Below are 21,976 nucleotides of genomic sequence, written 5' to 3'. Positions count from 1 at the left end.
AATGCCCGGGGCCGAAGTGGCCCCGGGCATTGTCGCTATTCGTGCCCGCCGAGCTCGCCCGCGGGAATGTGGCGCAGCCGGATCACCGAGACGACCGCCAGCACCGCCGCCGCGACCGTCACGATCCCGGCGGTCAGGTGCACGCCGTGCAGGAACGCCTCCCGCGCCGCCTCGAGCACGGCCGCACCCGCGCGCTCCGGGAGCGAATCGGCCACCGCGACGGCCGCGCCGAGAGTGTCGCGGATCGATTCGGTGGCCTCCGGCGGCAATCCGCCCGGCAGATCCGCCAGATCACCGCGATAGATGGCGACGCTCATACTCCCGAGAATCGAAATGCCCAGCGCGCCACCCAATTCGGCACCGGTCTCGGAGAGTCCGGAGGCCGCACCGGCCTGCTCCGGGGGAGCGGAGCCGACGATCAGTTCGGTGGTGATGCCGAATACGGGCGCCAAGCCGAGCGAAATCAGCAGCGAGGCGACCACCGCCAGCGCCGGTCCATCGTGCAGCGACACCCGCGTCAGCATGGCCAACCCGATCGCCGCCACGGCCATTCCGCCGCCGATCATGTAGGCGGGCCGCACGATACGCACAATGCGCGGTGCCAGCTGCGAGCCGACAATGAAGCCGAGGCCCGAGGGAGCCATGGCGATTCCGGCCCGCAAGGGCGACATTCCCAGCACCAGCTGGAAGTACTGCCCGATGAACAGGAAGTACCCGAACGCGACGAAGACACCGATCACGTTGACCGTCAAGGCTGTTCGGAACTCACCGAGCCGGAACAGCCGCAGATCGAGCATCGGATCGGGTCGCGACAGCTGCCGCCGCACGAACAGCACACCGGTGACGACACCGACGGCCAGCGCGATGAGGGCGGTCGCGCCGATCCCATCCTGCGCGATCTGCTTCATCCCGAAGACCAGCGCGATCATCGTGAGCATCGACTGGCCCGCACCGATCAGATCCAACCGCCCGGCCTCGGGATCCCGGAACTCCGGCAACACCTTCGGCCCGAGCACCAGCAGCAACACCATCACCGGCACCGCCAGCAGGAACACCGACCCCCACCAGAAGTGTTCCAGCAGAACGCCACCCAACAGCGGCCCGATCGCGCCACCGGCGGAGAACGCGCCCACCCACACGCCCACCGCCACCGACCGCTGCCGCGCGTCGCGGAACATATTGAAGATCAACGAGAGTGTGGACGGCGCGAGCGTGGCCCCGGCGATACCGAGCAGCGCCCGGCACAGAATCAGCGTCTCGGCGGTCGGCGCGAACGCCGCGATCACGGAGACCAGCCCGAAGGCGGCAGCCCCGATCAACAGGATGCGCCGCCGACCGATCCGGTCACCGAGTGTCCCCATGGTGATGAGCAGCCCCGCCACCATGAACTGCGACGAGGTCGGGTGCAGCACCGCACTGATCTGCGGCACCGCCAGATGCAGCACGGTCAGATCCATGGCATAGACCAGGCAGGCCAGCGCCAGCACACCCAGCCCGATCCATTCGCGGCGTCCCGCGCGACGCTCGGCGAGAGGCCCGCGCGACGATGAACTCACAGCTGTTTCCACGGCGGAGACGTCCTTCGCTTGGGAGTGTGGGACTGCCGATTCGGACGGCGTGATCCCTACACTCTCACCGGCCACCGACAACATCGGCAACCGATTTTTCGCGAATCAGACGACTACCGGGTGGTCTGCCACCGTCCGTCCGCCGAGGCGCACCCAGCCGTCGGAATCCCATTCGGTGAACATCTGCGAGCCCGCGCCCTGGGTGATGTTGATGCTGCGGCGCAGCAGGGTGGTGAGGGCGATGGCGGCCGCGCCGGTGGCCTCGTCCTCGGCGATTCCCATGGCGGGGGCGAACATTCGGGCGCGCACCGCGCCCCGGGGTTCATCGGTCCAGGCCCACACGTAATGCGAGCCGGAGGCGAAGTCGGCGGGATCGAGGGTGGCCATCTCCTCGGCGCTGGCGAACTGGTGGAACTCGAATTTCGGAGCCCATTCCGCGCGGGCGCGCACCCAGGTGAGGCCGTCGGTGGCGGCCACCTCGACCGGACCGGCCGGGACCTCGAGCACGGAGACCGGCGTGCGCCGGGCATTGAGCCACCAGCCGGTGCCGACGGTCGGATGCCCCGCGAAGGGCAGCTCCACCGCGGGCGTGTAGATGCGCATGCGAGCGCGGTCCTCGATCGGGTCCTCCACGACCACGGTCTCCGCGTACCCGGCACGGGCGGCCAACGCCTGGTGGTCGACGTCGATCACGTCCCCGGCGCGGGCGATACCGAGCGGATTGCCGAATCGACCGGTCGCGTCGGTGAATACCCGAACCACTTCGATCTGCGTGCCATCGCTCTCCGGAACGGTCATGGCTTCAGGCTACGACGTCACCGCGTGGGCACGGGGAGGCAGGTGTGGAGCATGTCCGGATCCGGCCATGCGAAAGGCCGCGTAACCGAAGTGGTTACGCGGCCTTTCGTGACCGAGCAGTCCTAGACCGACGCGGTAGCCAGCGCCTCGGTGGAGGCCACCGCCTGGCCCACGCCCGCCACGATGGCGGCCACCCGCAGCGATTCGAAGATCACCTCGCGGGAGACGCCCGCCTCGCGCAGGGTGTTCTCGTGCGCCTCCAGGCAGTGCGCGCAGCCGTTGATCGACGACACCGCGAAGGACCACAGCTCGAAATCGGCCTTGTCGACGCCCGGGCTGCCGATGATCTGCATGCGCAGACCGGCCCGCAGATCGTCGTAGCGGCCGCCCAGGAACGCCTTGCCTCGGTAGAACACATTGTTCATACCCATGATGGACGCGGCGCCGAGGGCGGCGTTGTACGCCTCCGCCGACAGGGTGTCGGCGGCCTCCTCCGCGATCTCACGCAGCGTGGTGGCCGAACGGGTGGCGGCCGCCGACGCGAGCAGGGTGCCCCACAGCTGCTGCTCGGTCAGCACGGTGGTGCGCGCGATCGAGGACAGGTTGAGCTTGAGGTCCTTGGCGTACTCGGGGAGCGAGTTCTTCAGGTTGTCGATGGTCACAGCGATGAAATCCTTTGTCGGACGGGAGCTTCGGACGAACCGCGAATCAGACCGACGCGGTCATGAGCTCGCCCGCCTTGATGGTGGGATCGCCCTTCTTCCAGTTGCAGGCGCACAGCTCGTCGGACTGCAGCGCGTCGAGCACCCGCAGCACCTCGTCGACATTGCGGCCCACCGAACCGGCGGTGACCGAGACGAACTGGATCTCGTTGTTCGGATCGATGATGAAGGTGGCGCGGTCGGCGACGCCGTCGGCATTGAGAACGCCGGTGGCGGTGGCCAGTTCACGCTTCAGGTCGCTCAGCATGGGGAACGGGAGGGTCTTGAGATCCTCGTGCTGGGCGCGCCACTGGAAGTGCACGAACTCGTTGTCGACCGAAGCGCCCAGCACCTGCGCGTCGCGGTCGGCGAACTCGTCGTTCAGCTTGCCGAAGGCGGCGATCTCGGTCGGGCACACGAAGGTGAAGTCCTTCGGCCAGAAGAAGACGATGCGCCACTTGCCCGCGTAGTCGTCGCTCGAGATCTGGGTGAAGTAGTCGTCGGGCTGCTGAGCGTTCACCTTCGAGAGATCACCGCCGATGACAGCCGTCAGGTTGTAGGCGGGGAACTGGTCGCCGATGGTCAGCAGGGCCATGCTTTGCTCCTCTGGGTAGTCGAATCGATCGTGTCGTGACTGCTGCGAACGATCTTGCCCAAACCCCAGTAAAAGGTAAAGGTGATCGGTCGCACTACACTGATAGGCGTGACTGATCAAACTTATCAGCCGACCCTGTCACAGCTGCGTGCGTTCGTGGCAATCGCCGAGTATCGCCATTTCGGGACCGCAGCTAATCGGCTGAGCGTGAGCCAGCCCACGTTATCGCAGGCCCTGGCATCATTGGAAAACGGACTGGGACTTCAGCTAATCGAGCGCAGCACCCGACGCGTACTGGTCACCCCGGCGGGAAAACGGTTGCTACCCCAGGCCATGGCGACCCTGGAGGCCGCGGATCGTTTCGTGGCCTCGGCGGCCGGATCCGGGCTGGGCGGCACGTTGCGCATGGGCATCATTCCCACGGTCGCGCCGTACGTGCTGCCCACCCTGCTGCCGGAGCTGAAGCGGCAGCTGCCGTCGCTGGTGCCGCATGTGATCGAGGACCAGACCGCACGGCTGTTGGACGGCCTGCGCTCGGGCGTGCTGGATGTGGCGCTGCTCGCCCTGCCGACCGAGGCCACCGGCTTGGTCGAGATTCCCGTCTACACCGAGGAATTCGTGCTGGTGCTGCCGCGCGGGCACGCCCTCGCCGGTCGCACCGACCTGCGGCCCGCCGATATGGACACGCTGCCGCTGCTGCTGCTCGACGAGGGTCACTGTCTACGGGACCAGACACTGGATCTGTGCCGCTCCCACGACGCGCATCCGAGCACGGTGGGCGATACCCGCGCCGCCTCCCTGGCCACCGTGGTGCAGTGTGTGGCGGGCGATCTCGGCGTCACCCTGATTCCGGAGATGGCGGTGGCGGCCGAAACCGCCCGTGGCACTTTGGAAATCGCGCGTTTCGCCGCGCCCGCGCCCGGGCGGACCATCGGTTTGGCGTTCCGGGCCTCCACCGCGCGCACCGAGGACTATCAGATTCTGGCCGATGTGATCCGCGCGCAGCAGCCTCGGTGACCGACCGGTTCGAGTGTTCCGATTGACCCGATACGTACCGTCTGGGACTCTCGGGCACGTGCGGATTCATCATCTCGATTGCGGGACCATGTCCATGGGTATGGTCGATCACTGTCTGCTCATAGAAACCAAACGAGACGGCCTGGTTCTCGTCGATACGGGGTACGGGCTGGACTGTGTGCGGCGGCCGGGTCAGATGATCGGTCCCGCCCGCTTCATGCTGGGTGTGCGGCTGCGCGAGGAGATGACGGCGGTACGTCAGATCCAGCGGCTCGGCTACGACCCGCGCGACGTGCGCCACATCATTCTCACGCACCTGGATCTCGATCACGCCGGGGGACTGTCGGACTTCCCCGAGGCGACCGTCCACGTGCACGGCCCCGAGTTCCGCGCCGCGACCGCCGGGCGGGCGATGGGTGAGCGGATGCGCTACCGCGCGGCGCAGTGGGGGCACGGACCCAAGTGGATGGTGAACGAGATCGAGGGCGGGGAGGACTGGTTCGGGTTCCGCGCGGTGCGGGATCTGCCCGGGCTGCCGCCGGAGATTCTGGTGGTGCCGCTGCACGGCCACACCCGAGGACATGCCGGGGTGGCGGTGGACTCCGGGCGTGGCTGGCTGTTGCACGCCGGTGACGCTTTCTTCCTGGGCAGCACCATCGACCCGGTGAATCCGAATACGCCTCTGATGTGGAAGGCGTATCAGATGGGTGCGATCGTGCGGGACGCGTATCGCGAGAACCAGAGGCGGCTGCGGGATTTGAAGCGCGATCACGGGCACGAGATCACCATTGTGAATTCGCACGACCCGGCACTGTTCACGCCGTACGCCAGCTTTCCCGCGCTTCGATGACGGCGCTGTCGGGGCGGCGGCTGCCGGAGCCGAGTGATCCGCTGTTCGTGTACGGCACCCTGCGTTTCGCCGAGGTGTTGGTCGAATTGATCGGCCGCACACCGCGGCTGGACGCGGCGTGGGTGGCGGATTGGCGGGCGGCCGCGCTGCCGGACCGGGTGTATCCCGGGCTGGTGCGCGCGGTCGGGACGGTGACGCACGGGGCGATGCTGAGCGGGCTCACCGCCGAGGAGTGGCGGGTCCTGGACGCTTTCGAGGACGACGAGTACGAGTTGCGCCCGGTCTTCGCGCACGCGGGCGAGCGAGACCTGCCCGCGTGGACCTATGTGTGGACGGCGGAGGTGGCGGCCCGCGACTGGTCCGCCGAGGAATTCGCCGTCGACCATCTGCCCTACTACGCGGGCCGCTGCGGCCGGTGGCGGCGGGATCTGGCGGTCTGAGCCGGGTCCTGGTCAGCGGGACTCTATGGCGCGGGACACATTCCGGTGGTAAACCGTGATCGCATGGACACCACAGGCATTGTCGCCGGGGCACGCGGGCAGGCGCTCGGAGATCTGTTGCGGCGCAGCGCGGCCCGGCTGCCGGACAAGACCGCACTGGTGTGGCGGGAGCGCCGGGAGAGCTTCGCCGAACTCGACGCGGCGGTGAATCGGGTGGCGCACAGTCTGTCCGAGCGCGGTGTGGGGCGGGGCGACCGCGTCGCGGTGTATTCGCACAACTGCCGCGAATTCGTGCTCGTGTACTTCGCACTGGCGCGGCTGGGCGCGATCTCGGTGCCGATCAACTTCATGCTGACGGCGGACGAGGTGGCCTACATTCTGGAGCATTCCGGGGCCGTCGGGGTGATCGCCGAGGACGCGCTGGCCGCGGAGGCCGAGGCGGCGGTGAAACAGTTGAGCGGCAGCGAGATTCGGCTGTTCGGCTGGATCGGCGCGAATGGCCTTCCGGTAGCGTCGGGGTGGGAGGACGTCTCGGTATGGGAGGCGCACGCGGATTCCTCCGCGTCGAATGTGCTTGTGGGCGACGATGATCCGATTCAGCTCATGTACACCTCCGGTACCGAATCCCGGCCCAAGGGCGCGATCATGACCAGTCGCGGTCTGATCGCCCAGTACGTGAGCACGATCGTCGACGGCCGCATGACCGCCGACGATATCGAGGTGCACGCCCTGCCGCTCTACCATTGCGCGCAGCTGCACTGCTTCCTGACACCGGACATCTACCTGGGGGCCACCAGTATTCTGCTGCCCGGCCCGGATCCGGCAACGGTGTTGCGCACCATCGAATCCGAGCGCGCCACCAAGCTCTTCTGCCCGCCCACCGTGTGGGTCTCGCTGCTGCGCCACCCCGACTTCGACGGCTACGACCTGTCGTCGCTGCGCAAGGGCTACTACGGGGCCAGCATCATGCCGGTGGAGGTGCTGCACGAACTGGCCGAACGCCTGCCCGGCGTACAGCTGGCCAATTTCTATGGGCAAACTGAATTGGCCCCGCTGGCAACGGTTCTCGCACCCGAGGATCAGCTCACCAAGCCGGGTTCGGCGGGCCGCCCGGCCTTGAACGTGGAGACCCTGGTCGTGGACGACGACGGCGTCCCCGTCGCGCCGGGTGTCGTCGGCGAGATCGTGCACCGCTCGCCACAGGCCATGCTCGGCTACTGGAACGACCCGGACAAGACCGCGGAGGCCTTCCGCGACGGCTGGTTCCACAGCGGCGACCTGGGCGTCATGGATGCCGACGGATATCTCAGCGTGGTGGACCGCAAGAAGGACATGATCAAGACCGGCGGCGAGAACGTGGCCAGCCGGGAGGTCGAGGAGATCCTCTACCAGCATCCCGACGTCTCCGAGGCGGCCGTGGTCGGCATTCCGCACCCGCACTGGATCGAGGCCGTCACCGCCATTGTCGTCCCCCGCGCCGGAACCCAGCCGACCCCGGAATCGATTGTCGCCCACTGCAAGCAGCACCTCGCGGGCTACAAGATCCCGAAGTTCGTCACCTTCACCGACGCCCTGCCCAAGAACCCCAGCGGCAAGATCCTGAAACGCGAATTGCGTTCCAGCTACACCCATCTGGCGGGTTGATCACCCGATCGCGTCCACATGCGCGATATTCGCCCGATCGCCGGGGTCCGTACTGGGTGCCCCGGCGAACCAGGCGTCGAGAATCTCGCGCAGCTGCGCCTGTGAGGTGAGCCGCAGGCTCAGGGCGAGCACATTCGCGTCGTTCCATTTGCGGGCGCCCTCGGCGGTGTAGGCGTCCACGCACAGCGCCGCCCGTACGCCGGGCACCTTGTTGGCCGCGATCGACGCCCCGGTTCCGGTCCAACAGCACACCACCGCCTGCTCGGCCCGCCCGGCGGCCACATCCCGCGCCGCCGCCTCGCTGGCCCACGCCCAGTCCTCGCGCGCACCGGGCTCGAGCGCCCCGTGCACGGTCACCTCGTGCCCGCGCTCGCGCAGCTCCGTGACCACCGCCGAGGCCACTCCGACATTCTCATCCGCCGCCACCGAGATTCGCATGCTGCCTCCGTCCTGATCCCAGTCTCGCATCACAGTTGTTCGGCGGTGACCAGCAGACGCAGGTGGGCGTCGACCCACCGGTCGAGGGCGGGGGCGTCGCCGAGGGATTCGAGGGCGGTGGCGGCCGCGACCAGGCCCAGACGGCGCAGGGTGGCGGCGGATTCCTTCGCGCGGGTGGACCAGGTGGGCGGGAGGTGGCGGGTGCCGCGGTGCGGGACCTCCGAGGAGAGGGCGAGGGCTTCGTTCAGGGCCGTGGTGAGCGGGTTCGACGCGGGGGCGATCGTTCCCGACGAGGCCGGTATATCCGTGGCGGCGAAGCAGGGGACCACGACGGTCGCGTCGGTGACCACGGCGGTGGGGGTGAGGGTGAGGCGGCCGTGGTGGCGTTCCAGGGCCCCGGCGATGTAGCGGACGGGGCCGGAGTCGCCGGACAGGGCCTGGGTCAGGGCATCGAGCGCGCCGGGGGCGTGCGGCGTGTGGGTGTAGGTGATCGTGGCGGTGCCGGTGGACGCCCGCAGGGTGGCTTCGAGGCGTTGTTCGCCTGGGAGGTAACGGATTTCGTCGACGGAGGTCACCGCGACGGCGCGCAGGGATTCCCCGTGCACCCGGGGGCGAATGAACGACGGGGGCAGCGCCGCCAAGCGGGCGGCTTCGGCGTCGAGGTCGGTGACGAGCAGTTCGGTGGGGAGTTTCTCCCAGTCGCCCGACGACGGGAGGACCGAGGTCTTGGCGACCCGGCTGTTGGCCAGGCGCACGGTGCGGTTCGCTGAGCGGACCGCCGATTCGGTGACCACATTGCCCGCGGCGAGATCGGCGAGGCGCGCGCCGCTGGTGCGTCGGGCCCCGAGCGCGGCGGCGGTCGGGGCCTCGATGTCCTCCGGCACGGCGGTCGTGTGCCGCAAGGTGAGGACGATGCGGGCATCGGGGTGCGCGAGAAAGACCTCCACCGTGCGGGATTCGTCGTCGCCGTGAATGCGGGCGCCCAGGCCGGTGAGGCGCAGATGCTTCAACGGCGTGCTGGCGGCCTCCTCGGTGCCGAGCACGGGCACCCAGTCCCGGGCGCTGGCGCGGTGGCGGGCGACGAGTTCGGTGATGAGGGCGGCGGTGTGGAGGGGGTCGTGGCGGGCACTGCGGTCGCGGTAGGCGGCGAGTTGGTCGAGCAGGTCGGTGAGGGCGTCGTGCGGCCAGCGCGCACCGGCCGCGTCGAGGGCGCGGTGGGTGGCGGTGAAGATCTCGGGCAGTGTCGGGCCGCCGTGTGCCACACCGTCTTTCAGTAGATCAGTGAGCGGATGGTGGACGCTGGCGGCGGCGGTGACGGCCGCCGAACCGTCGGCGGCATCGCCCACGGTCACCTCGAGTTCTGCCGCCTCGGGCTCGAGTTCATCGGCGACCCGGAAGGCCCAGACCGCCAGCGCGATGGCATCGGTGCGGGCACCCCGCGCGGCATCCGCCCGCGCGTACTCGAGCTCCTTCGGCACGAGGAAACGCACTGTCACGGCGGACAATTCGACCGAAGGCACCGGATCGCGCCCGGTCGCGCGGCGGACCTTGGCGCGGTAGCCGGTGCGGCGGGCACGGCGGGCGGCACTGATGGCCCGTGCGCCCAGCAGGTCGCGCAGCTGTTCGTCGCTGAATTCGGCGGGGGACCACGGTGCTTGATGCGACAGCGCGGCCGGGACCCCATCGGCGCTCCTGGTTTCGCCGCCATTCCCTGCTTTGCCGCTGCCCTCGGAGTCGCCGTGGCTCTCGGAACCGCCGCCGATCGCGTCCGAATTCGACGTTGTGGGGGCGGCGGGATGCCCCGCGGAATCGGTCGCGGCGTCAGCTGCCACCGAGCCTTCCGTCCCCGTGGCCGAGCCCGTCGGTGCCGCAGTGGGTTCCACTGCCGCACCGGCACTTTCACGCAGGGCACGATAAGCCAGCACGGCCATGACGCGGTGGCGGCATATCGCCGCGGCGGCACAGGTACACGGTGACTTCTCGAGGATCACGCCGGGTGGCAATGTCGTGCGGATGCCGTCGGCGAAGACGACCTCCACCGTGCCGTCCTCGGCCTCGGTGAGATCCGGTGGGGCGGCGGCGTTCTCCTTGACGGCGCGTTTGAGGATCCCTCGGTTGGCGAGCGAGACGAGCGAATCGTCGGTGAGGGCGAGCAGGTCGGTACGCATCTCTATCCGATCGTTTCCGCGATGAAGGCGGCCAGTTCACCCGGCGTCATGGCACCCATGTGGACGCCCACGTCGGCGAGGCGCTGGCCCATTTCGCGGTCGTAGGCCGGATCGGCCTGCTCGTCGAGGGCGGCGAGGCCGAGGACGGTGGTGCCCTCGGCGACCAGCGCGGCGGCGGTGCGCACCAGCCACGCTTCGTTGCCGCCCTCGTAGAAGTCGCTGATGAGCGCCACGATGGCGCGGCGCGGATTCTCCACCAGCTGCGCACCGTAGGCCAGGGCTCGCGCGATATCGGTACCGCCGCCGAGCTGCACCTTCATCAGCAGTTCGACCGGGTCGTCGACCTCGCGGGTGAGATCGACGACGGCGGTGTCGAAGGCGATGAGATGGGTTTTGATACCCGGCAGACCCCACAGGCACGCCGCGGTCACGGCCGAGTGAATCACCGAATCGGTCATCGACCCGGACTGGTCCACCAGCAGAATGACCTGCCAATTGTCCATGTGTCGGCGGGTTCGGGCGCGGAAGTGCGCGGTCTCCACGTAGAGCTTGCGCTCCGAGGGCCGATAGTGGGCGAGGTTGGTGCGCACCGTCTTCGCGAAATCGAAGTCGGCCGCCCGCGCGACCCGGCTGGGTCGCCGCGACCGGGTGCCGTGAAAGGTGGTGCGCACCTCCGCGGCGAGCTTCTCCATGAGCTCGCGCACCACCTGTTCGACAATGCGCCGCGCCATGCGCAGCACTTCCGGGTTCATCAGATGCTTGGTGCGCAGCACCGCGCCGAGCAGATCGGTATTGGGCTCGAGGCGCTCCAACACCCCGGGGTCGGTGAGTACCTCGTGTAATCCGTAGCGCTGCACCGCATCCCGTTCCAACCGCTCGATGGTGGCCTTGGGGAACAGGCGATGGATGTCGTCGAGCCAGTCGACGGCCCGCACGATGGAGGGTTCGGTGCCCGCGCTGCGCCGGATTCCGCGCTGGTCGAGGTCCTCGTCGCGGTCGTAGAGCCACGCCAGCGCCGCGTCCTGTCCGGCGGACGCGCCACTGAGCGCGGCACCGGCCAACAGTCCGTTTCCGGCCTCGCCCAGGATGAGACGCCAGCGCTCCAGCGTCGGGTCCAGCTCAGTCATGGCTTCCCCCAGAGTGATTCGTGATCAGCCCGTGCGCGTCGAGCAGTTCGTCCACGCGTTGTTCGACGGCGCGGGCGTGCGCGAGCAGTTCGGCGTTCGCGGGCAGCCGCAGCAGTGCCGACCCGGATCCGTTCAGCCCGCGCAGGTCGAGCAGCCGGGCGCCGATGCGGGCGCGTTCGCGGGGCGGGAACCAGCTGAAGGCGACCCGCAGTGCGGGCAGTGCGGCGAGGAATTCGGTCGGGTCGAATTCGCCGATGAGTTCGTCGAGGACGCCGAGAACCGGTGTGGCGGTGTCCAAGAGCTGTTCGCGGGCGAGCGCGAACAGTCCGGTGAGGAAGTCGCCGAGCAGCTCGGGATTGCCGACCAACCGGATGGCGCGGGCGAGGTCGAGGCTGTCGTCGGGGGCGAGTGCGGCCACCATGCCGAGTGCGGCCCCGCGCAGCGCGGGCGGCCGATCGGCGGCGGCGCTGCGCTGGCAGACGCCCACCAGGTCGGCCCGTTCCACGCTCAATACCGATTCGGCGTGCAGGGCGGCGTCGCGGACGGCGCCGAGTGCGTGCAGCAGTCCGGGGTCGGCGGGTGCGGGTCCGCCGCGCAGACCTTCCACCAGCCACAGCAGCCGCACCACGGCGGCGTCGATGAGCGCGGCGAGGGTCGGCGACTGCGCCGTACCGAAGAGCCGGTCGTGTCGCCACAGGCTCAGCGTCACGTGCAACAGCTGGCCGAGACCGGCGGTGTCACCGGCGGATTCGACCAGGCCCCGGATACTGTCCACCACGCGGCCGGTCAGTTCGGAGAGCCCGCACAGGGTGGCGTCGAACAGCACCTGCGCGAGCTGGCCGGTCTCCGAGCCCGCCGCGAGGAAGCGCTCACCCAGTCGCGCTCCGGCGGCCTCGGCGCAGGTCGCGCCCAGCGAGCCCGCTTCGATGAGCGCGGGCAGCCGCAGCTGCGACACCGTAATCGTCCAGGACTCACCGGTTTCCGGTCGCTGTCCGATCGTCGGTCCCGCCACCCGCTCGTAGCCGGGTATGGCGAGGACACGCAGCCGGTGCAGGACCCGACTCGCGGCAAGTCCTCGCTCCGAGCCGAGATCGAGGTCGACGCGCCCGTGCTCGGGGATACCGCAGCGCTCCAGTTCGCGCGTGGCGTCGTGGACCAGCGGCGGATGCGGTGTCGTCGTGTGCAGTCGCCCGACCCGGTCGCCGGAGAGCGCGGCCACCATCTCCACCACCACCGGATCGGTGCCGGGGCGCAGCTGCCCGCGTCCCGTCCACGGCAGTGGGCTGTCCAGGGCCTCGTTGACGAGCGCCCCGGCCAGTCCATCGAGAACATCGGTGCGCGACGGTGATTCGTGCCCGCGCAATCGGCTCAGACCGGCGGTCAGGGTGTGCGCGCCGATGAGCGAGGCGGTGGAGACCGGCTGGCCGCGTTTGCGCAGCCGCCGCACGACCGCGCGCGTGATGCTCTCCGCCGCGGCCTGCGCGCCGCCCTCCCAGAGTTGTTGGTAGTAGGCGGGTGACGGCATTCCGGACTGGTATCCGTCGAAGGCGTCCAACCTCCGGAAGCTGTAGGGCACCAGGAAACTTCCGCCCTTGCCATCACCCGGAAAGGGCGGCACCGGCGGCCAGTCCGGCCTGCTGGCCGAGGATCCGGCGTCGAGGTGTTCACGCAGCCGCCGCATCAGCGCGGGACGGTGGAATCCACCGGTCACCACAACGATATGCGCTGTGTCACTGCTCGTTTCGCCGTTGAGCCGGTCGACAGCGGCGTGCACCCACCGCGCCATGTACTCCTCACGCGCGACATCACCCTCGGACGCGTCCTCGTCACCGCGCACCAGATCGAAGTACGCCGCGAGCCGCTCATCGAGCCCGGTGTCCGCGCCGATTTCGAAGAGGTGGTCCCACAGCGCGTCGATATTGTCGACGGCGAAGTCCCGGCACAGCCGTTCCACCGCGCGCTCGTAGCGGCGTTCGGCGTCGGCGTAGCGGTTCTCGGTGCCCGCGAACGCGCGGTCCCACGCGGGCAGGTCGATGAACCGCACGTCCGCCCCCGCAGCGCGGCCCTCGGTGAGCGCGACCCACTCCGGCGAGTAGTCGCACATCGGGGCCCAGGACATGTGCCGGGTGAATTCGTCACGGTAACTGGTGAATACGGCAATGGGCAGTTCGTGCCCGAGCAGCAGTTCGTCGAGTCGGTCGTTCATATCGACCGGTCCCTCGACGAGCACCTGCGCCGGTCGCAGCGCCCTGATGTGCTCGCGCACCAGTCGGGCGCAGGCCGGGCTGTGGTGGCGCACCCCGAGGAAGGTGACCCGCACCCGTCCCGCCGCTATCGCTTCCCCTCCCACCGGCGTCAGCCCGGCAGCTGGAAACGCGCGTCGTGCAGGGCCTTCCAGGCGCTGCCGCGTTTGCGCGGGGCCTGCTGTTCCAGATACCGCCGCAACCGCGCCAGATCGTCCGGATCGTCCTTGGCGGCCGTGCCCGCCAGACAGTGCACGATATCGGCGGCATTGCCGGTCTCGCCGCGCAGATACCACCCGCGCAATCCGACCGCGTGCGCCACCGACACCGCCTCCGCGGTACTCATCACCGCCGACATCCGATCCAGTGCCTTCCCGGAATCGGTTGCCCCGGACCGCAGTTCCCGGAAGGCGGTGACCAGAACCTCCAGCACGTCGCGCGGCGGGGCCTGGGGGACGCCCGAACGCGCCAGCAGCGCTTCCGCCTCGGACTGCACCAGCGCCAGCTCGGCCTCGAAATCGGTGATGGGAAAGACGGTTTCGAAATTGAAGCGCCGCTTGAGCGCCGCACTCATGTCGTTGACGCCGCGGTCGCGGGTATTGGCGGTGGCGATGACATTGAATCCCTCAGTGGCATAGGCCATCTCACCGAGTTCGGGCACCGCCAGCACCCGGTCCGACAGCAGCGACAGAATCGAGTCCTGCACCTCGAGCGGGCAGCGCGTGATCTCCTCGAACCGCACGATCTTGCCCTCGCGCATACCGCGCAACATCGGCGCGGGGACGATGGACCGCTCCGACGGCCCCTCGGAGACCAACAGCGCGTAATTCCAGCCGTAGCGAATCTGATCCTCGGTGGTGGCCGCACCACCCTGAATCGTCAGCGTCGAATCACCCGAGATGGCCGCGGAAAGCAACTCCGACAGCAGCGATTTCGCGGTACCCGGCTCCCCGGTCAGCAACAACCCGCGCGTGGTGGCCAAACTGACCAGCGACCGATCGACGAGGGAGGCATCCCCGACGAACTTCCGCGCGATCCCGAGCGCCGGATCGCCGACAATGAACCGCTTGGCGGCATCCACACTGAGAAACCATCCCGGCGGCCGCGGCGCGTCGTCGCGCTCACGCAGTCGAGCCAGATCATCGGCCCAGCGAAGTTCCGCGGGCGGGCGCTGCATATGTTCGGTCGCACTCGAGGTCACGGCTCGCACAGTAATCGTGCGCGCTGACAAGTTCATTCGGGGGAGATCGGCTGGCCCAGCCCCCTCATCGTGGCCGGGCCAGCCGATCCGCGATCACCGGCGGGCGATCGCTTCGAACACGGTCGGGTCCACCAGGGTGGAGGTATCGCCCAGTTCACGGCCTTCGGCGACGTCGCGCAGGAGACGGCGCATGATCTTGCCCGAGCGGGTCTTCGGCAGTTCGGGCACGACATGAATGTCGCGGGGCCGGGCAATGGGGGAGATCGCGCGGGAGACCTCGGCTTTGAGTTCGGCGACCAGGGCGTCCCCGGTGTCGGTGGCCTCGCCGGTGAGGATGACGAAGGCCACGATGCCCTGGCCGGTGGTGGCGTCGGTCGCGCCGACGACGGCGGCTTCGGCCACGCTCGCGTGGCCGACGAGCGCGGATTCGACTTCGGCGGTGGAGATTCGGTGGCCGGAGACATTCATGACATCGTCGACGCGGCCGAGGACCCACAGGTCACCGTCGGTGTCGAGTTTCGCGCCGTCACCGGCGAAATACCAGCCCTTGTCGGCGTAGCGCGCCCAGTAGGTTTCCCGGTAGCGCTGCGGATCGCCCCAGATGCCACGCAGCATGGACGGCCACGGCTTGTCGAGCACGAGGTAGCCATTGGCCTCGGTCTCGCCGAGTTCCACCGGATTGCCCTCTTCATCAACGACTTTCGCCGAAATGCCGGGCAGCGGGCGCATGGCCGCACCGGGCTTGGCGGCGGTGACGCCGGGCAGCGGGGAGATCATGATCGCGCCGGTCTCGGTCTGCCACCAGGTGTCCACGATGGGAGTCCGGTTGCCGCCGATGACCTCTCGGTACCAGCGCCAGGCTTCGGGGTTGATCGGTTCGCCGACCGAGCCGAGCAGCCGCAGCGAGGACAGGTTGTGGGCTTCGGGAATCTCCTTGCCCCACTTCATGAATGTGCGCACCAGCGTCGGCGCGGTGTAGTAGATCGAGACGCCGTACTTCTCGATGATCTCGAAGTGCCGGTGCTCGTTCGGGAAGTTCGGCGTGCCCTCGTACACGACCTGTGTAGCCCGATTGGCCAAGGGGCCGTACACGATGTACGAATGCCCGGTCACCCAACCGATATCGGCGGTGCACCAGTACACGTCGGTGCCCGGCTTGTGATCGAACACGTAGTGATGGGTGTACGCCGCCTGCGTCAGGTACCCACCACTGGTGTGCAGAATCCCCTTCGGCTTCCCCGTGGTGCCCGAGGTGTAGAGGATGAACAGCGGATGCTCGGCATCGAACGGCCGCGCCTCGTGCTCCGGCGACGCCGCCGACACCGTCTCGTCCCACCACAGGTCACGTCCCTCGGTCCACGGCACCTCGATGCCGGTGCGCCGCACCACGAGTACGTGATCCACGGTCTTCGCGCCACCGTCGGCGGCCAGGGCCTCGTCCACGGCCGCCTTGAGCGGGGCCGCGGTGCCGCGCCGCCACTGTCCGTCGGTGGTGATGACCAGGCGCGCCTCGGCGTCGTCCACCCGCTGGCGCAGCGCGGTCGGCGAGAACCCCGCGAACACCACCGAATGCGGCAATCCCAGTCGCGCGCACGCCAGCATGGCCACGATCGCCTCGGGCACCATCGGCATGTAGATGGCGACGCGACTCCCGGCCACGAGTCCGAGCGCGGTCAGGGCGTTCGCCGCCCGGGACACCTCGGCGAGCAGTTCGCCGTAGGTGATGTCCCGCGAATCCCCGGGCTCGCCCTCCCAGTGAATGGCGACCTGATCGCCGTATCCGGCGTGCACGTGCCGGTCCACGCAGTTGTAGGCGACATTGAGCTTGCCGTCCACGAACCAGCGCGCCATCGACGCGTCGTCCCCATCCAGCACCCGGCTGAACGGCTGATCCCAATGCAACCGCCCCGCCTGCTCGGCCCAGAAGGCGAGCCGATCGGCCTCGGCGCGATCGTAGAGCGATTCATTGGCATTGGCCGTCGCCGCGAACTCCGCACTGGGCGGGTAGGTATCGGAATGGGTGACAACGCTGGACAACTGGATACTCCTCGAGAGAATTCGACAGGGCGAGACCGGGTTTCGGCCTCAGTGCACGACGGCCTTCTCCGCGCCGACGCCGGTGAGCGAGCGCACCTCCATCTCGGCGGCCTTGACCGGATCCTCGCGGTCCCGGCCCACATAGGTGCCGACCACGCCGAGCACGAAGGCCAACGGAATGGAGACGATGCCCGGATTCGACAGCGGGAACCAGTCGAAGTCCATGTCCTTCAACATGGAGGTCGACGTGCCCGAGACCGCCGGGGAGAACACGATCAGCACGATGGTCGAGATGAGACCGCCGTACATGCTGAACAGCGCGCCGGTGGTGTTGAACCGCTTCCAGAACAGCGAGTACAGAATCGTCGGCAGATTCGCCGCGGCCGCCACCGCGAAGGCCAAGGCCACCAGGAAGGCGATGTTCTGGCCATTGGCCAGAATGCCGAGGCCGATGGCGAGCACACCGATGACGATCGCCGTAATCCGCGATACCCGAACCTGTTTCGACTCGTCCACCTTGCCGCGCTTGATGACCCCCGCGTAGATGTCGTGTGCGAAGGACGCCGACGCGGTGATGGTCAGACCGGCCACCACCGCGAGAATGGTGGCGAAGGCGACCGCGGAGATGATGCCGAGCAGCACCACGCCGCCGAGTTCGAAGGCCAGCAGCGGGGCCGCGGAGTTCTGTCCACCGGCCGCGGCGAGAATCTTGTCCGGGCCGACAATGGCCGCCGCGCCATAGCCCAGCACCAGCGTGAACAGGTAGAACGCGCCGATCAGGCCGATGGCCCACACCACCGAGCGCCGCGCTTCCTTGGCGGTCGGGACGGTGTAGAAGCGCATGAGCACATGCGGCAGACCGGCGGTGCCGAGCACCAATGCCAGACCCAGGGACAGGAAGTTCAGTTTGGACATATCGCTACCGCCGTACTGCGCGCCGGGCGCGAGCACATCGCGGGAGGCGACGCCCTTGGTGGTGGCCTCGGACACCTTCTCCTGCGCGGAGCCCAGGATCTCGGAGAGGTTGAAGCCGAACTTGGCGAACACCATGACGGTCATGAGGCCCGCGCCCGCGATGAGCAGCACGGCCTTGATGATCTGCACCCAGGTGGTGCCCTTCATACCGCCCACCAGCACGTAGACGATCATGAGCACGCCGACCACGGCGATGACGACCGCCTGCCCGGACTTGGACGAGATATCCAGCAGCAGCGCCACCAGACCGCCCGCACCGGCCATCTGCGCCAACAGGTAGAACAGCGACACCGTCAGCGTGGACAGCGCGGCGGCGGTGCGCACCGGGCCCTGCTTGAGCCGGAAGCTCAACACGTCGGCCATGGTGAATTTGCCGGTGTTCCTGAGCATTTCGGCCACCAGCAGCAGCGCGACCAGCCAGGCCACCAGGAAGCCGATGGAGTAGAGGAAGCCGTCGTAGCCGTAGACCGCGATGGCACCGGCGATACCGAGGAAGCTCGCCGCCGACAGGTAGTCACCGGCGATGGCGATACCGTTCTGCGGGCCGGAGAAGCCGCGGCCGCCGGTGAAATAGTCGGCGGCGGTGGCGGTATTGCGGCTGGCGCGCACGACCACGACCATGGTCACGACCACGAACAGCGCGAAGATGCCGATATTGGCGGCGGGATTGCCGACGGTCGAAGCGGCGTAGTAACTCGTCACGCCTGGCCTCCCTCGAGCTGGTTGCGAATGGCCGCGGCGCGCGGATCGAGTTCACGATTGGCGAACCGCACATACAGGCCGGTGATCAGGAAGGTCGACACGAACTGGCCCAGACCCAGCAGCAGACCGACATTGATATTGCCGATGACCTTGGTGGCCATGAAGTCGTGCGCGTAGGCACCGAGCAGCACGTAGATCAGGTACCAGGTGAGGAACAGCGCGGCCATGGGGAAGACGAAGCGCCGCAAGCGGTGTCGCAGCTCCTGGAATTCCGGGCTGGCCTGCGCGGCGACGAATTCCTCGGCGGTGGGCACATGGCGTGCCCGCGCGCCGTCGTCGAGTTCGGTACTGCTCATGGAGAGTCCTAGCGTGTGATGTGGCTTACTGCGGAGCACGGTAGCGACTGGTCCATGACGAAAACATGATGTGGCGTGGGTCACTCGGTGAAGCCGCGCGATCGTGCGGTGAGCGGTCGCTGCCGCGCGGTGAGCGGTCGGGCCCTCAGGCGTGCGGTACTGCGGAAACGATCATGCCGACCGCGGTGACAATCATGCCGAACGCAGCCCGCGCTCCCGATCCGAGCCCATGCCGAGGCGTTCGGGAGCGTGCATGCGGACGAAGACGCGCCGCACCTCGCGCGCGGTGAGACCGCGAGAGAGCTTGCTGCCCACGATCATCGCGGCGAAGGCGAGCGGAACGCTCACGGCCGCCGGATAACCCAGAATCGCGGCGGGCCAGCCACCCGCGACGGTATCGCCGATACCGCCCAGAATGGAGACCGCCGTCGCGCCGCCCGCGGTGAGCCCGCCGACGATCAGACCCGCCGCCGCACCGGTGGCGGTGAGCCCACGCCACCAGATGCCGAGCACCAGCAGCGGGCACAGCGTCGAGGCGGCAACCGAGAACGCCAGGCCCACCGTGCGGGAGACGTCCAGGGTTGCCACGGTGAACGAGAGCGCGAGCGGCACCGCACCGGCGACCAGTGCGGCATAGCGGAAATCGCGAATCCGGCCGCGCAGTACATCGGTGCTGAGCACCCCCGCGATGCTCACCAGCAGACCGGAGGAGGTGGACAGGAAGGCGGCGACCGCGCCCGCGGCGGCCAAGGCGGCCAACAGTTTTCCCGGCAGCCCGGCGAGTACGGCATTGGGCAGCAGCAGCACCGCGGCATCGGAGGTGCCGGTGATGAGCAGCTGCGGAACGTAGAGTCGGGCCAGCGCGCCGAGCAGCACCGGGAAGGCGTAGAACAGGCCGACCAGACCGATGACCGCGAGAGCCGTCGCGCGGGCCGCTCGGCCGTCCGGATTGGTGTAGAAGCGCACCAGCACGTGCGGTAATCCCATGGCCCCCAGGAACAACGCGATGATCAGCGAGTACACCGCGTACAGCGGATGCGGGCCGCCGAAGCCGTGGCCGGGCGTCAGCCAGTCCGCACCGTCGGCGGGTGCGCCCGTGACCACCGGGACCGCCGCACCGGCGTCGAGGATCAGCGTGGTGTTCGCGCCGAAGGTATGGTCGCCCGGGGTGAGGACGACCGGCCCGTCGGAGGCTCTGCCGTCGACCGTGCCCGAGACCGAGATCCGTTGCGGCGCATCGCCCGCCAGCTCCACGCGCACCTCGGTGGTGACATCCACGGTGGTGCGTTCGGCGACGGTCGGCGGTGCGGGCGAACCCACTTCGCGTTCGTCGGCGAGGAAGTGGCCCAGCAGCACCAGGGCGGGCAGCGCCAGCGCGGTGAGCTTGAGCCAGTACTGGAAGGCCTGCACGAAGGTGATGGAGCGCATGCCGCCCGCCGTGACGTTCGCGATCACGATGAGCCCGACCGCGACCGCGCCGACCCAGTCGGGCACCCCGAGCAGAATCCGCAAAGTCAGTCCCGCGCCCTGGAATTGGGGAATCAGGTACAGCGCGCAGACCAGGACGACGACCACGGCGGCCAGCCGCCGCATGCGGATCGAACCGAGCCGGAACTCCGCGAAATCGGGCACCGTGTAGGCCCCGGAGCGGCGCAGCGGGGCGGCCACGAACAGCAGCAGTCCCAGATATCCGGCCGTGAAGCCGACCGGATACCACAGGGCATCGGCCCCGAACTTGGCGATGAGCCCGGCGACGCCGAGAAACGATGCGGCGGAGAGGTATTCGCCGGAGATGGCGGCGGCATTGAGTCGCGCCCCGACCCCGCGCGAGGCCACCAGAAAATCGGAGGTGGTGCGTGCCACCCGCACGCCGTGCACGCCGATGGCGACCGTGGCCACCGCCACCAGCAGCAGCGCCGCCAGGGTGAGGCCGGGTGCGGCGGTGGGGTCCATCAGTCCTCGGCCAAGTCGGTGAAGTCCTGGTCGTTGCGGTCGGCCAGGCGCAGATACAGGCGGCCCGCACCGTAGAGCAGCGGCGTGGACAGCACCCCGAGCAACAGCCAGGGCAGCCGAATGCCCAGCACCACCACCGAACCCGGCGCGCCCAGCGCGAACAGCACCGGCAGCGCGCCCAGTACCGCCACCACGATCAGCCCGATGCGCACCGCGAGTCCGAACTGGGCGCGAATGAGCCCGTCGATCATGGCGGCCCCGATCTCGGTCTGCTCGGCCACCTCCACCCGGGTGCGCACCATGCGCGCGCCGCGCCGCTCGGCCAGCACCACGCGCTGCCGGGTGGGGCGGTGCGGGCCGGTCATCGCGTCGTCCTGTTGCGCGGGCCGATGAGGCGCTGCTTCAGATCGCGCACCTGGCGGCGGCTCACGGGCAGGTCGACGGCGGGGGAGGCGCCCTCGGCGCGCAGGCACACCATGGTGCCGCTGCCCACGGTGCGCAGCCCCGTCACCATGCGCAGGGCGATCAGATAGGAGCGGTGAATGCGCACGAAACCGGCGTCGCGCCAGCGGGATTCGAGCTCCGACAAGGGGATGCGGACGAGATGGGAACCGGCCGCCGTATGTAGTCGCGCGTAGTCGCCCTCGGCCTCCACCCAGCTGACGGCCGACCGCTCGACCAGGGTCGTGACGCCGCCGAGCTCCACCGGCAACACCTCGTCCGGACCCGGGGCGGCCGCCTTCTCGGCGCGGGCGACGGCGATGCGGCGCACCGCCTCGGCCAGTCGGCCCTCGCGCAGCGGCTTGAGCAGGTAGTCGGTCGCGCCGATATCGAAGGCGGCGACGGCGCGGTCGTCGTGCGCGGTCACGAACACCACCGCGGGCGGATCGGCGAAGGCGGTCAGGATTCCGGCCAGCTCCATACCGTCGAGGCCGGGCATGTTGATATCGAGGAACACCGCGTCCACGGTGTGCGCCCGCAGCAGCCGCAACGCCGTGGTGGCATCCCCGGCCCGATGGATCTCGCCGACGTCGGGCTGCGCGCGCAGCAGGAACACCAACTCGTCGAGAGCCGGTTGTTCGTCGTCGACGGCCAGTACGCGCAGTGCGCCGGGGCCGCTGTCGGTGGTCGTCACAATCGCGTCATCGTAGGCCACCGGTGCC

General features: G+C 68.8%; 19 protein-coding genes. 4 read left to right on the top strand and 15 right to left on the bottom strand.

Going from position 1 to position 21,976, the window contains the following annotated elements:
* Positions 1 to 35: 35 nt before the first annotated feature.
* The 4 genes from ACIBH2_RS07945 to ACIBH2_RS07930 form a co-directional block, all read right to left on the bottom strand.
* The gene (locus ACIBH2_RS07945; RefSeq protein ID WP_397114665.1) at positions 36 to 1,556 is read right to left on the bottom strand and encodes an MFS transporter; all 1,521 of its coding nucleotides are present in this window, start codon (positions 1,554 to 1,556) and stop codon (positions 36 to 38) included.
* A gap of 117 nt (positions 1,557 to 1,673) precedes the next feature.
* Positions 1,674 to 2,366 carry a PhzF family phenazine biosynthesis protein gene (locus tag ACIBH2_RS07940; protein ID WP_397114662.1) on the bottom strand — a complete coding sequence of 231 codons (693 nt, stop codon included), beginning with the start codon at positions 2,364 to 2,366 and terminating at the stop codon, positions 1,674 to 1,676.
* A gap of 122 nt (positions 2,367 to 2,488) precedes the next feature.
* On the bottom strand, positions 2,489 to 3,028 hold the full coding sequence (locus ACIBH2_RS07935) for a carboxymuconolactone decarboxylase family protein (protein WP_397114660.1): 540 nt from the start codon (positions 3,026 to 3,028) through the stop codon (positions 2,489 to 2,491).
* Positions 3,029 to 3,074: 46 nt separating this feature from the next.
* Complete coding sequence (locus ACIBH2_RS07930; RefSeq protein ID WP_369633971.1) at positions 3,075 to 3,662, bottom strand: peroxiredoxin; 588 nt, start codon at positions 3,660 to 3,662, stop codon at positions 3,075 to 3,077.
* Between the two features lie 108 nt (positions 3,663 to 3,770).
* Here ACIBH2_RS07930 and ACIBH2_RS07925 point away from each other — a divergent pair, with 108 nt between their 5' ends.
* The 4 genes from ACIBH2_RS07925 to ACIBH2_RS07910 all read left to right on the top strand — a co-directional run bounded on the left by ACIBH2_RS07925 (position 3,771) and on the right by ACIBH2_RS07910 (position 7,613).
* On the top strand, positions 3,771 to 4,679 hold the full coding sequence (locus tag ACIBH2_RS07925; RefSeq protein ID WP_397114657.1) for a hydrogen peroxide-inducible genes activator: 909 nt from the start codon (positions 3,771 to 3,773) through the stop codon (positions 4,677 to 4,679).
* Positions 4,680 to 4,737: 58 nt separating this feature from the next.
* The gene (locus tag ACIBH2_RS07920) at positions 4,738 to 5,529 is read left to right on the top strand and encodes an MBL fold metallo-hydrolase (RefSeq protein WP_397114655.1); all 792 of its coding nucleotides are present in this window, start codon (positions 4,738 to 4,740) and stop codon (positions 5,527 to 5,529) included.
* The gene (locus ACIBH2_RS07915) at positions 5,526 to 5,969 is read left to right on the top strand and encodes a gamma-glutamylcyclotransferase family protein (protein WP_397114653.1); all 444 of its coding nucleotides are present in this window, start codon (positions 5,526 to 5,528) and stop codon (positions 5,967 to 5,969) included. Before ACIBH2_RS07920 ends, ACIBH2_RS07915 begins: the two co-directional genes overlap by 4 nt.
* 63 nt (positions 5,970 to 6,032) lie before the next feature.
* On the top strand, positions 6,033 to 7,613 hold the full coding sequence (locus ACIBH2_RS07910; protein WP_397114650.1) for an acyl-CoA synthetase: 1,581 nt from the start codon (positions 6,033 to 6,035) through the stop codon (positions 7,611 to 7,613).
* On the opposite strand, the gene ACIBH2_RS07905 is transcribed toward ACIBH2_RS07910, so the two are convergent.
* From ACIBH2_RS07905 to ACIBH2_RS07855, 11 genes are all read right to left on the bottom strand, one after another.
* Positions 7,614 to 8,051, bottom strand: a complete 438-nt coding sequence (locus ACIBH2_RS07905; protein WP_397114648.1) for an RpiB/LacA/LacB family sugar-phosphate isomerase — start codon at positions 8,049 to 8,051, stop codon at positions 7,614 to 7,616.
* Between the two features lie 29 nt (positions 8,052 to 8,080).
* The gene (locus ACIBH2_RS07900; RefSeq protein ID WP_397114646.1) at positions 8,081 to 10,219 is read right to left on the bottom strand and encodes a hypothetical protein; all 2,139 of its coding nucleotides are present in this window, start codon (positions 10,217 to 10,219) and stop codon (positions 8,081 to 8,083) included.
* 2 nt (positions 10,220 to 10,221) lie between these two features.
* Positions 10,222 to 11,346 carry a VWA domain-containing protein gene (locus ACIBH2_RS07895; protein ID WP_397114644.1) on the bottom strand — a complete coding sequence of 375 codons (1,125 nt, stop codon included), beginning with the start codon at positions 11,344 to 11,346 and terminating at the stop codon, positions 10,222 to 10,224.
* Entirely contained in the window at positions 11,339 to 13,696 is a 2,358-nt protein-coding gene (locus ACIBH2_RS07890; RefSeq protein ID WP_397114642.1) for a DUF5682 family protein, read from the bottom strand. Before ACIBH2_RS07890 ends, ACIBH2_RS07895 begins: the two co-directional genes overlap by 8 nt.
* Before the next feature lie 5 nt (positions 13,697 to 13,701).
* Entirely contained in the window at positions 13,702 to 14,766 is a 1,065-nt protein-coding gene (locus ACIBH2_RS07885; protein ID WP_397116882.1) for an AAA family ATPase, read from the bottom strand.
* Between the two features lie 117 nt (positions 14,767 to 14,883).
* Positions 14,884 to 16,827 (bottom strand): acetate--CoA ligase, encoded by a 1,944-nt coding sequence (acs, locus tag ACIBH2_RS07880; RefSeq protein ID WP_397114640.1) that lies wholly within the window; start codon positions 16,825 to 16,827, stop codon positions 14,884 to 14,886.
* Positions 16,828 to 16,875: 48 nt separating this feature from the next.
* Positions 16,876 to 18,504, bottom strand: coding sequence for a cation acetate symporter (locus tag ACIBH2_RS07875; protein ID WP_397114638.1), 1,629 nt, complete (start codon positions 18,502 to 18,504; stop codon positions 16,876 to 16,878).
* The gene (locus tag ACIBH2_RS07870) at positions 18,501 to 18,860 is read right to left on the bottom strand and encodes a DUF485 domain-containing protein (RefSeq protein ID WP_397114636.1); all 360 of its coding nucleotides are present in this window, start codon (positions 18,858 to 18,860) and stop codon (positions 18,501 to 18,503) included. Before ACIBH2_RS07870 ends, ACIBH2_RS07875 begins: the two co-directional genes overlap by 4 nt.
* A gap of 192 nt (positions 18,861 to 19,052) precedes the next feature.
* On the bottom strand, positions 19,053 to 20,813 hold the full coding sequence (locus tag ACIBH2_RS07865; RefSeq protein WP_397114634.1) for a cation acetate symporter: 1,761 nt from the start codon (positions 20,811 to 20,813) through the stop codon (positions 19,053 to 19,055).
* Positions 20,813 to 21,178, bottom strand: a complete 366-nt coding sequence (locus ACIBH2_RS07860; protein ID WP_397114632.1) for a hypothetical protein — start codon at positions 21,176 to 21,178, stop codon at positions 20,813 to 20,815. The genes ACIBH2_RS07865 and ACIBH2_RS07860 overlap by 1 nt, the downstream gene beginning before the upstream one ends.
* A complete protein-coding gene (locus ACIBH2_RS07855) occupies positions 21,175 to 21,969 on the bottom strand; it encodes a LytR/AlgR family response regulator transcription factor (RefSeq protein WP_397114630.1) in 795 nt (264 codons plus the stop codon). Before ACIBH2_RS07855 ends, ACIBH2_RS07860 begins: the two co-directional genes overlap by 4 nt.
* Positions 21,970 to 21,976: the final 7 nt, after the last annotated feature.

The sequence above is a fragment of the Nocardia sp. NPDC050406 genome (assembly GCF_044459025.1).
In the GTDB taxonomy this organism is placed as follows: domain Bacteria; phylum Actinomycetota; class Actinomycetes; order Mycobacteriales; family Mycobacteriaceae; genus Nocardia.
The sequence above is the reverse complement of the archived record's forward strand: the minus strand, read 5'-3'. Positions and strand labels throughout refer to the sequence as shown.